General features: G+C 63.9%; 14 protein-coding genes. 5 read left to right on the top strand and 9 right to left on the bottom strand.

The window, feature by feature from the left end:
* Nucleotides 1–144: 144 nt before the first annotated feature.
* Complete coding sequence (locus ACZ3GY_RS14375) at nt 145–609, top strand: hypothetical protein (RefSeq protein ID WP_465911057.1); 465 nt, start codon at nt 145–147, stop codon at nt 607–609.
* A gap of 80 nt (nt 610–689) precedes the next feature.
* On the opposite strand, the gene ACZ3GY_RS14380 is transcribed toward ACZ3GY_RS14375, so the two are convergent.
* From ACZ3GY_RS14380 to ACZ3GY_RS14405, 6 genes are all read right to left on the bottom strand, one after another.
* Nucleotides 690–1,784: a hypothetical protein gene (locus ACZ3GY_RS14380; RefSeq protein ID WP_465910656.1), complete on the bottom strand. Its 1,095-nt coding sequence runs from the start codon at nt 1,782–1,784 to the stop codon at nt 690–692.
* Nucleotides 1,781–2,773, bottom strand: a complete 993-nt coding sequence (locus tag ACZ3GY_RS14385; protein ID WP_465910657.1) for a hypothetical protein — start codon at nt 2,771–2,773, stop codon at nt 1,781–1,783. Before ACZ3GY_RS14385 ends, ACZ3GY_RS14380 begins: the two co-directional genes overlap by 4 nt.
* Nucleotides 2,774–2,941: 168 nt before the next feature.
* Nucleotides 2,942–4,309, bottom strand: coding sequence for a glutamine synthetase family protein (locus ACZ3GY_RS14390; RefSeq protein ID WP_465910658.1), 1,368 nt, complete (start codon nt 4,307–4,309; stop codon nt 2,942–2,944).
* 98 nt (nt 4,310–4,407) lie between these two features.
* The gene (locus tag ACZ3GY_RS14395; protein ID WP_465910659.1) at nt 4,408–5,799 is read right to left on the bottom strand and encodes an aspartate aminotransferase family protein; all 1,392 of its coding nucleotides are present in this window, start codon (nt 5,797–5,799) and stop codon (nt 4,408–4,410) included.
* 42 nt (nt 5,800–5,841) lie between these two features.
* Complete coding sequence (locus tag ACZ3GY_RS14400) at nt 5,842–6,597, bottom strand: SDR family NAD(P)-dependent oxidoreductase (protein WP_465910661.1); 756 nt, start codon at nt 6,595–6,597, stop codon at nt 5,842–5,844.
* Nucleotides 6,598–6,643: 46 nt separating this feature from the next.
* Nucleotides 6,644–7,420 (bottom strand): SDR family NAD(P)-dependent oxidoreductase, encoded by a 777-nt coding sequence (locus tag ACZ3GY_RS14405; protein ID WP_465910662.1) that lies wholly within the window; start codon nt 7,418–7,420, stop codon nt 6,644–6,646.
* Nucleotides 7,421–7,510: 90 nt separating this feature from the next.
* Between ACZ3GY_RS14405 and ACZ3GY_RS14410 the strand changes: the two genes are divergently transcribed.
* Entirely contained in the window at nt 7,511–8,413 is a 903-nt protein-coding gene (locus ACZ3GY_RS14410; RefSeq protein WP_225839162.1) for a LysR family transcriptional regulator, read from the top strand.
* A gap of 55 nt (nt 8,414–8,468) precedes the next feature.
* On the opposite strand, the gene ACZ3GY_RS14415 is transcribed toward ACZ3GY_RS14410, so the two are convergent.
* The 3 genes from ACZ3GY_RS14415 to ACZ3GY_RS14425 all read right to left on the bottom strand — a co-directional run bounded on the left by ACZ3GY_RS14415 (nt 8,469) and on the right by ACZ3GY_RS14425 (nt 10,632).
* Complete coding sequence (locus ACZ3GY_RS14415; RefSeq protein WP_465910665.1) at nt 8,469–9,476, bottom strand: aldo/keto reductase; 1,008 nt, start codon at nt 9,474–9,476, stop codon at nt 8,469–8,471.
* Nucleotides 9,477–9,524: 48 nt separating this feature from the next.
* Nucleotides 9,525–9,980, bottom strand: a complete 456-nt coding sequence (locus ACZ3GY_RS14420; protein WP_465910666.1) for a MaoC family dehydratase — start codon at nt 9,978–9,980, stop codon at nt 9,525–9,527.
* 85 nt (nt 9,981–10,065) lie between these two features.
* Nucleotides 10,066–10,632 carry a TetR/AcrR family transcriptional regulator gene (locus ACZ3GY_RS14425; protein WP_465910667.1) on the bottom strand — a complete coding sequence of 189 codons (567 nt, stop codon included), beginning with the start codon at nt 10,630–10,632 and terminating at the stop codon, nt 10,066–10,068.
* A gap of 153 nt (nt 10,633–10,785) precedes the next feature.
* Here ACZ3GY_RS14425 and ACZ3GY_RS14430 point away from each other — a divergent pair, with 153 nt between their 5' ends.
* The 3 genes from ACZ3GY_RS14430 (at nt 10,786) to ACZ3GY_RS14440 (ending at nt 12,701) form a co-directional block, all read left to right on the top strand.
* Nucleotides 10,786–10,947 carry a hypothetical protein gene (locus tag ACZ3GY_RS14430; protein ID WP_463565778.1) on the top strand — a complete coding sequence of 54 codons (162 nt, stop codon included), beginning with the start codon at nt 10,786–10,788 and terminating at the stop codon, nt 10,945–10,947.
* Nucleotides 10,948–11,048: 101 nt separating this feature from the next.
* On the top strand, nt 11,049–12,152 hold the full coding sequence (locus ACZ3GY_RS14435) for an NADH:flavin oxidoreductase (protein WP_465910669.1): 1,104 nt from the start codon (nt 11,049–11,051) through the stop codon (nt 12,150–12,152).
* A gap of 150 nt (nt 12,153–12,302) precedes the next feature.
* Nucleotides 12,303–12,701: a DUF2946 domain-containing protein gene (locus ACZ3GY_RS14440; protein WP_465910670.1), complete on the top strand. Its 399-nt coding sequence runs from the start codon at nt 12,303–12,305 to the stop codon at nt 12,699–12,701.
* The last annotated feature ends 42 nt before the right edge of the window (nt 12,702–12,743 follow it).

Consider the following 12,743-nt stretch of genomic DNA (forward strand, 5'->3'; position numbering starts at 1 on the left):
GCTCACTGTGAAACGCTGTGAAATTTTCAGGCGTTTGCGAATTGCTGTGAAGGCGATGCGCAGTGGCCATTTGCTTGCTGATAACGTCCGTGGCGAAGGCAGTATCGCTGCCACGTGTCATCAATCCACTGAGGGAGCAGGTCGATGTCTACTACCGTTTCACCTACTGGCGGTAACCCGAATACTCCGAGTTCGTCGACTTCGGTATTCGATGCGAAGTTGGACATCGCCAAGTCCAGCAAAACCCTCGCCGATTACATGCGCCAGAACGGCAAAGGTGCGATTACCAAACAGGAAGTTTCGCAACTGGCCAACGATACATCGGGCAAAGTGCCCAGCGATGTGGTCGAGGCGGCCAAGTACATGCAGCGCCATCCAGACGTATTCACCGCCATCGAAACCCACGACGTAGCCGGGGCAGATGATCTGTCCGGGGTCTGGAACCTGGACTGGGCAGCCAGTGGCGGGCTGAAAGGAACGCCGACCGAAGCCATCGCCAAGATGCAGGACACCTTCGATTATGCGATCGCCAAGTCCGCGCAAATCACCGAGATCACCACCGCCAGCAAGGCCGAGCTGGACTCGACCAAGCAGCGACCGAGCAACTGATACTGCGGCGCTCTGCTCCGCTGCAAACGCCAGGGTGCCTGCATGCGCCCCGGCGTGGAGGCTCGTTTAAACGGAACGCCTCAAGGATCGAGGCGCCGACGCAACCACGACAACGGCGCCAGTAGACAGAACACCGTATACGCCAGCAAACGTGTAGGGATGCGTGCCGGCAACGGCGCCGGGCGCCAGCGTGCTTCGGGTACGAAGCTGCCAGGCGGGCGAAAGTGCGCCAGCGGCCGAGTCAGAAAGCCATGCCACAGGCCCTCACGCGATATCAGCACACGCAAATTTTCCGGGATGAAGAAGCCCGAGTGGGGATAGGTGTCTGTGCGCACATTGAGAACGGTCTTTGCGTCGTAACCCGACACCCCCCCGGGGCCCGCGCCGGGAATGGCGTATTGCGCGTAGGGCACCGCACCATCCTGGCCGCCGACATGGTTCAGCACCGCTTCCACGCGGCCTTCTGCGACAAGCCGATCCCAGTCGAAATCCGGGCGCACGATGCTCGCCGCGGTGATGATGCGGCCGAATTTCAGGTCGGCGAAATCCGCATCCGCCAGCACACGCGACAGCAGCAATGTGCCAAAGCTGTGGGCGATGATGTCGGGCGCGGTCGGCAGGCCGCTTTTCTCCGCCTGGCGGATGGCAATCCTCATGCGTTCGCCCAGCCGCCGGGCGAGGCGGCGGTGCAGCCAGCGGGTGAACACGTCGATGGTCGCCCAACCGTATTTGTAGATGAGCACGGGAGCGGAGTAACTGAGCCGATTGGCGATTTCCCAACTGAACTCTTCCTGCCATTTGGCGCGGCTGTTCATGCCATGGATAACGATCACCCAGCGGATATCTCGACTGGTTTCGCCCACAAGACGGTAGAAATGTTCAGCGATGACCTCACAGCCTTCCTGCAGATAGTCGGTGTGACAGTAAGGGCATGACGTAGGCTGGCCGCCGGGCGGCAGCACCCTGTCGCAGCCGCGTAAGGGGCAGCGGTAGGAATCGATTCTGCGTGCTGCCGTGGATGCGACCAGGTTGTCGAGGAAGGCCTGCAGTGCTGTGTCGCTGTCCTGGGCACCGACTACCCCAGCGAACTGTTCCAGTGTGAATTCCAGCTCGACGCCCTGCTCCAGGCGCCGGTCGATTTCCGCTTGCCAGCGGTCATGTGATGACGGGCTCATGGCGCGTTGTTGTACTCCCAGAGCAGCTCGACGATACGCACGATGTCCTCGCGCTTGCACTGCGCCCAGATCCGCAACCGCGCCTCGCGCCCATAAACCTGAACGGCGATACGGCGGCTGGTGCCATGCTCTTCGGCGGCAAAATGCAGCATGCCCTGCGCCCTGTCGAACTGGCCGGTGTCCACAGCCTGCAGCACCACACGCACCGGCTCCACGGCGTCGATGCCGCCTTCTGCGAGGGTCGAGGCCATTTCCACATAGCCGCCGTCGAGCTCGAAGCGGGTGGAGTGCACGCCCTTGCCCTTCATCGCCGCCACTTTCACCGCCTGGTCGAGAGGGATCGGCAACGCAGCGGCATCCGGGCAGCCGATGGCCGAGAGGGTCGTGCGCACATCCTTGAAGACGGCCTTGTGATCGATCTCGGGGTTACGGTGAATGAGGACCGCGCAATAGGGATCGCCGAAGCGCCATTCGTAGCGCACCACGCTGCGATCCAGACGCTGGCGGTAGGCGTCGAAGCGGTAACGCTCCAGCCCTTCCTCGATGGCGAAATCCTTGGGCTTCCAGCGGTTCCAGCCGGCCTTGCCCTGATGCCAGACCAGCGATAGACCGCCCTCCCCCAAGCCGATGTGCTTGAGCGCCAGCGCCTCGGGGAAATCCAGGCTGGCACTCGCCTGCAGCAGAGCGGCATGGGGGCTGGCGGCGATACCGGCGGCCAGCGCGCCGATCTCGACCTGCGGCGGCTGAATCAGATAAAGGTGTTGATCGCCCCAGCCTTCGACTTCCGCCAGCCATGCCTCCAGGCCTTCCTGGGTCAGCTCGTCGGCATCGATGGCGGCATCCAGATTGGCGGCGAAGTCTTCCTTGGTCGCGCCGATGCGGACGCTGGTCCCACGCAGCAGTTCCTTGATGAAGGCATTGCCCTGGGCGACGATGACCCGTCGCACCAGCTCCTTGAGTTGCGCTTTGCTCAGCTGATCCGTGCCCATGCCCTCTCCCGACGATGCGCAGCGTCATGCCAGCGCACCATAGTCGCCGGGCATGACATAGCTATACGCCATCATACTGCGTGAAGAGGTATTTCGCTTAGTCCAAATCTAGGCAGCGAGCCGCGCGCTGCTGTCCGGGCTAGCGGCGCTGCTGCCTAGCTATGCCACTCAAGCGTGGTGCAGATACCAACGCCAATCCTGCTCGCCGACCTCGGCCATGAACTGGCGGTACTCGGTTTGCTTGATCGCCAGAAACACCTTGAGGAACGCCTCGCCCAACGCCTCTCTGGCCCAGCTCGATTGCTCCAGGGCACGCAGCGCAGTGAGCCAATCGGTCGGCAGGAACTCGGTGGTCTGTTCGTAACCATTGCCGACGATGGCTGCGCCCGGGTCGATCTGCTCGCGGATGCCAAGGTGGATGCCGGCGAGAATCGCCGCCGCCGCCAGATAAGGGTTGGCGTCAGCGCCACAGATGCGGTGCTCGATATGGCGGCTGTTGGCCGGGCCACCCGGCACGCGAAACGACACGGTGCGGTTGTTCACGCCCCAGCTCTTGGCCAGCGGTGCATAGCTGTTGGCCTGGAAGCGGCGGAACGAGTTGGCGTTGGGGCAGAAGATCGCCAGGGAATCGAGCAGCGTGGCCATCATGCCGCCGATGGAATGGCGCAGCAGCGGCGTGCCTTGTGGGTCTTCGCTGGCGTAGAGGTTGTTGCCCTGCTCATCGGCCAGACTGACGTGCATGTGCAGGCCACTGCCGGCCAGATCGCCGAACGGCTTGGCCATGAAACAGGCCTGCAGCCCGTGCTTGTTGGCGACACCCTTGACCAGGCGCTTGTAGCGAATGCCCTCGTCGATGGCCTGCAGTGCATCGAAGCGATGCTCCAGGGTCAACTCGACCTGGCCAGGCGCGTACTCGGAAATCGCCGTGCGCACCGGTAGGCCCTGCACGTCGCAAGCGGCATACAGGTCGTCGAGGAACGGCTGCAACTGCTCCAGCTCGTACACGCCATACACCTGCGGCGCCTGAGGTCGCACGCCATTGCTCTGCAGCGCCGGTTGCGGGCGGCCCGTGGCGTCGCGCTGCTTGTCCAGCAGGTAGAACTCCAGCTCCACGGCCATCACCGGGTAAAAGCCGTCGGCCTTGAGGCGTTCGATCACTCGCACCAAGGCATGTCGAGGGTCGGCCGGCGTGGCGGGCAAGCCCTGGGTCGGGTGCATGCTCACCTGCACTTGCCCAGTGGGCGAGCTACGCCAGGGCTGCAGGGTCAGGCTGCCGGGCAGCGGGTATGTCCAGCAGTCGGCATCGGCCACTTCCCAGACCAGGCCAGTGGTTTCGACGTCTTCACCCTGAATGGTCAGGGCCAGAATCGAACTGGGCAGCGGCCGGCCATGTTCATAGATCGCCAGCAGCTCATCACGGTGCAGCAGCTTGCCACGCGGCACGCCATTGGCATCGATGAGCATCAGCTCGATGCTGCGCACCTCGGGGTGGGCGGCGAGAAAGTCGCGGGCTTCCTGGATATCGGCGAATTGCATGGTCAGCTCTCGTAAAAATTACAGAAAACACCGCTGTAATCCCCTGCCCGCCTTCAGGGCGTGGCAGGAGGATCGCGGCGGTCAATCGACATCACAGGTCACGCACGGGCACCGGGAATTGCCAGCAGCTCGGTCAGCCCTGCATCGAGGGTGGCGAGCAGCTTGTCGACGTCGGCGGTGCTGGTATCCGGGCAGCACAGGGTCATGTTGTGGAACGGTGTGATGAGGATGCCACGGTTGATCAGGTACAGGTGCAAGGCCATCTGCAGGCTGTCATGGAAAGCGGCTTCGGCTTCGGCACCGGTCTTTGGCGCCGTGGCGCAGAACTGGAATTCGCAGCGCGCCCCCAACTCGGTCACCGACCAGTTCAGCCCGTGCTTGCCGATCAGCTGACGCAAGCCGCCGGCCAGGCGTGCAGCCAGCGGCAGCATGTGCTCGTAGGCCGCTGGCGTCATCACCTCTTCCAGATTCACGCGCATGCAGCGCATGGCCAGGGCGTTGGCCGACAGCGTGGTGCCCATGCCACTGTGGCCATGGCCGTGGCTGGTTTCACTGGCGTGTTGCTGGGCGAGGCGCATGGCCTGTGCCATCTCGTGGCTGCAACCGTACACCGAGCACGGCACGCCACCGGCGATGGGCTTGCCGAGGGTGATGAAGTCCGGCTTGAGGTTCCAGGCGCGGGTGCAGCCGCCGGGGCCGGTGGAGATGGTGTGGGTTTCGTCGATGATCAGCAGGCTGCCGTACTGCTTGCTCAGCTCGCGAACCTTCTCCATGAAGCCCGGCTCGGGCAGCACCATGCCGATATTGGTCATAGCCGGCTCGCAGAGAATCGCCGCGACATCACCTTGAGCGAGCGCGGCCTCCAGCGCGGCAACATCGTTGAACGGCACGGCGCGGCTGGTCTTGGCCAGGTTGCGTGCCTGGCCGATCAGGCCGCCACGGTGCACGGTGCGGCCTTCCTTGCAGCGCACCATCACGTCGTCGACGGTGCCGTGGTAGCAGCCGTCGAATACCAGCAGCACCTTGCGCCCGGTGATCGCCCGGGCCCAGCGGATCACGTAACGGTTGGCGTCGGTGGCGGTGGTCGCCACCTGCCAGAACGGCAGGCCGAAGCGCTCGGCAAGCAGCTCGCCAGCGATCACGGCGTCCTCACCCGGCAACATGGTGGTCAGGCCGTTGGCGCCCTGCTCGGCGATGGCCTGGGCAATCGGGTCAGGCGAATGGCCAAACATGCTGCCGGTGTCGCCCAGGCAGAAGTCGATGTACTCGTGGCCGTCGACATCATAGAAACGCGCGCCCTTGGCACGGCTGACGAACAGCGAGCTGGGCATCGACCAGTCACTCATCCAGTGCATCGGTACACCGCCGAACAACGACTTGCGGGCACGCTTGGCCAACTCGACGGACTTCGGGTTGCGCTGCAGAAAACGCTGGCGTTCACCGGCCACGAAGGTTGCGACCGCCGACTCGCTGATTCCACTGTTGAACATGAAGAATGCTCCTGATGTTGTATGAACGGGTCGCCGTAACGCTCAGTTGCCGGCAGATACACCGCAGTCGATTGCCATGTCGGCGCCGGTGATGGATCGCGCGCTGCTCTGACAGAGGAAATACGCCAGATCGGCCACTTCGCCGGGCTGGATGAAACGCGCCGCTTCGCCTTGCGGATACTTGGCCAGCAGATTCTGGTAGTACGCTTGTTGGTCGCCATTGCCGTAACGCTGGGCCTGGAACTGCAGCATCGGGGTTTGCACATCGCCCGGCGACACGCTGTTGCAGCGCACGCCGGACGGCGCCAGATCCAGCGCCAGCGCCTTGGTCATGAGGGTCACCGCGCCTTTGCTCGCGCAGTAGGCGGCAGCGTTGCGATTGCCCTGCCGGCCAGCGTCGCTGGAGATGTTGACGATGGCGCCCTTGCTCTCGCGCAGCGCCGGGATGCTGGCCGAACACATGAAGAAGGTGGCCTTGAGGTTGACGTCCAGCACGATGTCGAAATCCTCTTCGCTGAACGATTCCACCGGGCCTTCACGCCACACACCGGCGCAGTTCACCAGTGCGTCCAGCCGGCCGATGCTGGCGAGCAGCGCCGCGACCACCTCCTTGCAGGCGCTCGGCTGACGAATATCGGCAGCACGGGCGCCGGTCAGCTTGCCTTCGGCCTGCAGCGCGGCGAGCGCAGTGGCGTCCAGATCGGTGCCGAAGACCTGCCAGCCGCCTGCATTGAAACGCTCGCACATGGCCTGGCCGATACCGCCCAGGGCACCGGTAATCAGAACGACGGGCAGCATCAGCTTCACTCCTCGGCTTGGTAAGCCGGTTGACGATGGGTTGCGCTCAGGGCGCCTTGTTCTCGATCAGGCTGTTGCCGCCATCGATCACCAGCGACTCACCAGTGATGTAGCTCGCCTCCGGTGAGGCCAGGAAGGCCACTGCGGCGGCGACTTCTTCGGGATAGCCGGCGCGGCCCACGGGCACATAGGCCGCAGCGCGCTGTTCTTCAGGCTGGGTGGCGGCGGTAGTGATCCACCCCGGCGCTACCGAATTGACGGTGATTCCCTGGCCGGCCACTTCCAGCGCCAGTGACCGGTTCAAACCGAGCATTCCGGCCTTGGCCGCGCTGTAGCCGGCCTCCCCCGGATTGCCAACCCGCGTGCCAGTCACCGAGCTGACGTGTACGACACGGCCATATTGGCGCTGCTGCATGCCCGGCAGCACGGCGCGGGTGAGCAGAAATGCGGAAGTCAGGTTGCGCGAGATCGACAGGTTCCAAACGTCGAGGCTCATCTTCGACACCTCGACGAACGGCTCGGGGCTGCCCTGCATGGCCATGCCGGCGTTGTTGACCAGGATGTCGATGCGCCCCCAGAGCGCCTCCGCCCAGTCTGCGAACGCCTGCGTCTGCGCTTCGTCGGTGAGGTCGACTGCGCAGCCCTCGGCCTCGAAGCCCGCGGCGCGCAGCTCGGCTACACGCTCGGCGATGCGCGCGCTGCTGGCGGTGACGATCAGCTTAACGCCGGCCGCCCCGAGCCTGCGCGCAATGGCCATGCCGATGCCGCTCTCGCTACCAGCACCGCTGATCAATGCCACCTGACCTGCCATTGCCCTGAACATACCGACCTCATTCCACGGGTTTGATGGGCTGGATGCTAAGCGCATAAATCTGATACAAAAAGACGACTGTTATCAGAGAAACTGACAACCATGGTATTCACCAGCGAATCGCTTCGGGTATTTCTCGCTGTCATCGACGAAGGCTCGTTTTCCGCGGCAGCGCGCGTCCTGGGCCGTGTGCCCTCGGCCGTGAACATGGCGGTGTCGCAGCTGGAGGCAGAACTGGATCTGATCCTGTTCGATCGCTCGACCCGCAAGGCGCTGCCCACCCCAGCCGCCCGCGCACTGGAGCCCCAGGCCAGACAGGTGGCCAGTCAGCTGAACCTGCTCGACGCCCATGCACTGCAGTTGCACAAGGGCCTGGAAAGACGGCTGGTGCTGGCGATGGCCCCGGAGCTACAGACCGGCGCCTGGAGCCAGCCGCTGATTACCCTGGCCCGGGAATTCCCCACTCTGGAGATAGAGATTCGCTCGGCTGCCCAGGCCGATGCGGTGCGCATGCTGCACGACGGCAGCGTGCACGTGGCGTTGATGTTCGAGCGCCCCGGCATCGACGAGCGCGAAGCCTTCGCCGAAGCCGGCAGCCAGTTGCTTACCGCAGTCGCCGCGCCAGGCTACCCGTTCACCAGCGAGGGAGAACCACTGGACGAAGCGCACATGGCGGACACACGGCAGATCGTGGTGGCCAGCGGCGACCCCAACGCCTCCGACCCGCAGATCGTGCTTTCCCACCGCGTGTGGCTCACGGACAGTTACCTGGCCACCCTCGACCTGGTGCAAGCCGGCCTGGGCTGGGCCTACCTGCCGCAGCCGCTGGTTCAGCCGATGATCGCCTCGGGCGTGCTGTCCGCGGTCAAGTTCGACAACATGGCCAGCCAGATACGTCTGTGGGTCGATGTCATCTGGTACAAGAGCCGCCCCCTGGGGCTGGGGGCACGCCGTTATCTGCAACTGCTGCGCGAGCAGGTCGAGGCTGGGCCGGCGCGTTCGTAAGTGCCTGGCTCTGCTGCAGCGTTCCGCACTTCATCGACCCGCCGCCAACGCTCTGTTAGGCAACGATTCTCGGCAGGTTGCCCGAAGCCCAGGAAACCGGGGTTCTCGCTGCTGTCGCCTGGCCCAGATCGCTCACCGCATCAAGGCGAGCGATCTGCTCGGCCGACAGTTCGAGCGCCAGGGAACCAAGATTGTCGGTGAGCTGCGCCAGGGAACGTGGCCCGATGATCGGCACCGAGCCGTGAGTACCGGCCCAGGCAATTGCAACCTGGCCAGGGTTGACGCCCAGCTCATCGGCAATCGAGATCAGCACGTCGAGAATCTGCGTGCGCTGCGCCGAGTTCTCGGCCTGGAATACCCGCCCACCGAAGCCTTCGGCCCGGCCCTTCTCGCCCTGCCGGTATTTGCCAGTGAGCATGCCGCCGCCGAGCGGAGACCAGGTAACGATCCCCAGCCCCAGAGCATGGGACGCCTGGAACAAATCGGCCTCGGGATCGCGGTGCACCAGGCTGTGCTCGAACTGCGCCGCCGCGATGGGAACGGCGCGGGTCAGTTGTGCCAGGGTGGCAGCATGGGCGAGACGCCAGGCCGGAAAGTTGGACAGGCCCGCGTAGAGAATCTTGCCGGCGCGAGCAAGATCATCCAGACCGCGAACCACTTCTTCCATGGGCGTAACAGCGTCGGGATGATGCACCCAGTAGATATCGATGCGGTCGGTTTTCAGGCGCTTCAGGCTCGCCTCGACCGACGCGACCATCGCCTTGCGGCTGTTACCGGTGACCAAGCGGTTGGCATCGGGTGCCGCGCCGTTGGTGAACTTGGTAGCGAGGACGAAATCCTCGCGGCGCCCCTCCAGCAGCGTACCGAGCAGCGCCTCGGACTGGCCGAACTGGTACACGTCGGCGGTATCGATGAAGTTGCCGCCAGCTTCGGCGTAGGCGTTGAAAACGGCCTCGCTGGTATCAGGGTCGGCACCATAGCCCCAACCGGTTCCAAAATTGCCGGTGCCCAGCGCCACCTGGGAAACCTGCAGGCCCGTTTTGCCAAACGTGGTGTATTTCATGCTGTTCTCCACCGCCGTCAGGCGGCCACTGTTAGAGGTCGATTAGCGCTATTGCTCAGGGCGACGAGGCACCACCAGATTGCCCACGGAAACCTGCACGACCTGCCCATCCTGATTCAGCGTGGTGGTGCGCATTTTGACCAGCCCTTGAGTAGGCTTGGATCTGGATGGCCGCACCTCCAGCACCTCGAGTTCCACCCGCAGTTCATCGCCAGGCCTGACCGGCAGCGGCCAGCGCAGCTCGTCGAAGCCGGCGCCGACAATGCCGCCGGCGAGTTTCGGCTCGCAATCGACCAGCAGGCGCATGGTCAGCGCGGCGGTGTGCCAGCCACTGGCGGCCAGTGCGCCGAAAATCGAGGTGCTGGCAGCAGCTTCGTCAAGATGGAATGGCTGGGGATCGAACTCGGCAGCGAAGGTCTTTATAGCCTCCGCGTCGAGGCGAACCCGGGTAGTGCCAACGAAGCGTTGACCCGGTTGCAGGTCGTCCAGGTAGTAGATGGTCATCTTTCAGGCTCCCTCTTTTTACGGGCCGCAGGTGCGGCGTGAAAAAGTACTGTCATCAGCCAAGCACAACGACCGGGCGATGCTGCTAGCTCGCTTTCTCAGGTAAGGCTGCAAGTATCTGCAAACGACACAGGTCGATGATCTCGTCTGCCAGCGGGGAATCGTCCGGGCAGGCGCGGGACAACACGATCGCCCCGACTGCCTGGGCGAACAAGCCGATCATTTGCGCTCGCGCGTGCTGCCCTTGCGTATCGCCCTCATGATCGAGCGTCGCTAGCATGCCTTCGATGCCCTGCGCGAATATCGCCTTGATCTCGTCCGGTTGACGCGTCGCGTCGCCGCCAAGCGCGGCCATGGTGCAGCCAGACCCGCGCTCATCACGGTGCTGTCGAGAAACGTAGAAGTTGAAGAACGCGGCGGCGTCTACACCGCTACTGCGCTCCAGCGTTTTTGAAATGCCGCACGCGGCCGATTCCGCCATCAGGTCAGCCTTGGAGCCGAAGTGCTTGTAGAACCCGCCATGCGTGAAGCCGGCAGCGGCCATCAGATCCGCCACGCCCACGCCGTCATAGCCGCGCTCACGAAACAGAGCAGAGGCTGTTTCGACGATCAGCGCTCGGTTCGCCTGGGCCTGAGCCTTGGTCACTCGCATATCCACATGCCTCCTGGTGCATCGCCTATCAAGCGTCAAGCATACATTGATGTCGATCATAATCAATTTTATTGACATAAAAGATTACGACCATCATTTTAAATACGCCGAGCCCAACCAAGGTGCGCCTCCCCACATCGAATGAGGGCATTCGTGATGCAGACGCCGCCCGTGCTGCTTGCAGGTATTCGCGCCATGAATGGCGGGCGTATCAGCGTGGTCCCTGGTGTTGCCAACAAGCTGAATGTCGTGTTCATGTGGGCGATGCCGCGCTGGCTTCACCAGGCTGTGCTGGCCCGAATAATGGCTGCGTGATCAGCCTGGCAGCGCCCGCTTGGCGCTGCCGAATTCCCCGATTCACCGCATTAGCAGTACCGCTGAATATGCAGCGGCCACTAACCCAAATGGAGCGTGTCATGTCCGACGATGTACTGTTCAGCCCCTTCAAACTGAAAAGCCTGGATCTGCCCAACCGCATCGTCATGGCGCCCATGACCCGTGCCCTGGCGCCCGAAGGTATTCCCGGCGAGCAACATGCCGAGTACTACCGCCGTCGCGCTGCCGGCGGCGTGGGCCTGATCCTGACCGAGGGCACGGTGATCGACCGCCCGGCCTCGCGCAACATGCCAGGCATCCCGTTCTTTCATGGCGACGCGGCACTCGCCGGCTGGGCTGAAGTGGCCAAGGCCGTACACGCGGCTGGCGGTCGCATCGGCCCACAAATCTGGCACACCGGCTCGACCCGTTCCCGTGGCGAATGGGTGCCTGATGCGCCGGTCGAAAGCCCGTCCGGGCTGGTGGCCCCCGATGATCCGCGCGGCGTGAGCATGACCCTGGAAGACATCGCCGACACCGTGGCGGCATTCGCCAGCGCTGCAGCGGATGCCAAACGCCTGGGCTTCGACACGGTCGAGCTGCATGGCGCCCATGGTTACCTGATCGACCAGTTCTTCTGGCCAGGTACCAACACCCGCACGGATGCCTTCGGTGGCGCGACCATCGCCGAGCGCTCGCGCTTTGCAGCGGAGGCGGTACGCGCCGTTCGCGCGGCCGTCGGGCCGGACTTCCCACTGATCCTGCGGGTCAGCCAGTGGAAGCAGCAGGACTACGCCGCGCGCCTGGCGACCACGCCAGAGGAAATGACCGCCTGGCTGGCGCCGCTGGTCGAGGCTGGCGTGGATATCCTGCATTGCTCGCAGCGCCGCTTCTGGGAGCCGGAGTTCGCGGATATCGACGGCGAACAAGGCCTCAACTTCGCGGGTTGGGCGAAGAAGCTGACGGGTGCGGCGACCATCAGCGTCGGCTCGGTAGGGCTCGATGGCGACTTCTTCGGCGCCTTTGGCGGCAAGGGCTCCGATGCGGCCGTGCTGGACAATCTGCACCTGCGCCTCGAGCGTGAAGAGTTCGACCTGATCGCCGTGGGCCGTGTACTGATCTCCGACGCGCAGTGGGCCAACAAGGTTCGTAACGGTGAGCCACTGCCAGGCTTCAATGCCGCCGACCTCGCCACGCTAGCCTGACCCCGGCGCACGCAATGTGCGCTTGAAACACGGCAGGCGCGGGGATCAAATCTCCGCGCCTTGCTCGTCTTCACCCAAAGCCGTCAGTGCGGCAATTCACCACGCCAGGTGCCCTCGCCAAACCTTACCGCGGTGGTAAAGTTCGGCCCCATGAAATTCGCCCGCGATGAACGGTCACTGATTGCATGGATGCTCTACGCCAGCGTCCTGTTCAGTCTATTCGTCTGCGGTATTCATCACGGGCAGATGAGCGGCCTTGCCCTCAGCGGCCTGAACGGCGGTTACTGCGCCTCAGGCAGCGATCACGGCCAGCGTTACGACGACGGCAGCTCCAGCCAGCCTCGGCAGATGAGTGCGCAATTCAACTGCCCGCTGTGCTCGTCTTCTTCCCTGGCCGTCGCCCTCAATACCGCGAGCTGGAACATTGGCCACCTACTCTCGGCGAGGCCGTCGCCAATCGTCGTGCGCAGCCTGGCGCAACCGCCACCGCGCTATCTATGGCCCTCCCTGAATCCCCGCGCCTCCCCTTCCCGCTTCCTCGCTGTGTGACCCAATCAGCCTGATTCCATCGGCCTGCGCCCGCGCGCGGTC

Source organism: Pseudomonas sp. PME37.24/006 (assembly GCF_055556635.1).

Bases quoted from the DNA above. Each gene is read 5' to 3' on its own strand.
- ACZ3GY_RS14375 (WP_465911057.1), top strand. From the start codon at position 145: ATGTCTACTACCGTTTCACCTACTGGCGGTAACCCGAATACTCCGAGT.
- ACZ3GY_RS14380 (WP_465910656.1), bottom strand. From the start codon at position 1,784: ATGAGCCCGTCATCACATGACCGCTGGCAAGCGGAAATCGACCGGCGC.
- ACZ3GY_RS14385 (WP_465910657.1), bottom strand. From the start codon at position 2,773: ATGGGCACGGATCAGCTGAGCAAAGCGCAACTCAAGGAGCTGGTGCGA.
- ACZ3GY_RS14390 (WP_465910658.1), bottom strand. From the start codon at position 4,309: ATGCAATTCGCCGATATCCAGGAAGCCCGCGACTTTCTCGCCGCCCAC.
- ACZ3GY_RS14395 (WP_465910659.1), bottom strand. From the start codon at position 5,799: ATGTTCAACAGTGGAATCAGCGAGTCGGCGGTCGCAACCTTCGTGGCC.
- ACZ3GY_RS14400 (WP_465910661.1), bottom strand. From the start codon at position 6,597: ATGCTGCCCGTCGTTCTGATTACCGGTGCCCTGGGCGGTATCGGCCAG.
- ACZ3GY_RS14405 (WP_465910662.1), bottom strand. From the start codon at position 7,420: ATGTTCAGGGCAATGGCAGGTCAGGTGGCATTGATCAGCGGTGCTGGT.
- ACZ3GY_RS14410 (WP_225839162.1), top strand. From the start codon at position 7,511: ATGGTATTCACCAGCGAATCGCTTCGGGTATTTCTCGCTGTCATCGAC.
- ACZ3GY_RS14415 (WP_465910665.1), bottom strand. From the start codon at position 9,476: ATGAAATACACCACGTTTGGCAAAACGGGCCTGCAGGTTTCCCAGGTG.
- ACZ3GY_RS14420 (WP_465910666.1), bottom strand. From the start codon at position 9,980: ATGACCATCTACTACCTGGACGACCTGCAACCGGGTCAACGCTTCGTT.
- ACZ3GY_RS14425 (WP_465910667.1), bottom strand. From the start codon at position 10,632: ATGCGAGTGACCAAGGCTCAGGCCCAGGCGAACCGAGCGCTGATCGTC.
- ACZ3GY_RS14435 (WP_465910669.1), top strand. From the start codon at position 11,049: ATGTCCGACGATGTACTGTTCAGCCCCTTCAAACTGAAAAGCCTGGAT.
- ACZ3GY_RS14440 (WP_465910670.1), top strand. From the start codon at position 12,303: ATGAAATTCGCCCGCGATGAACGGTCACTGATTGCATGGATGCTCTAC.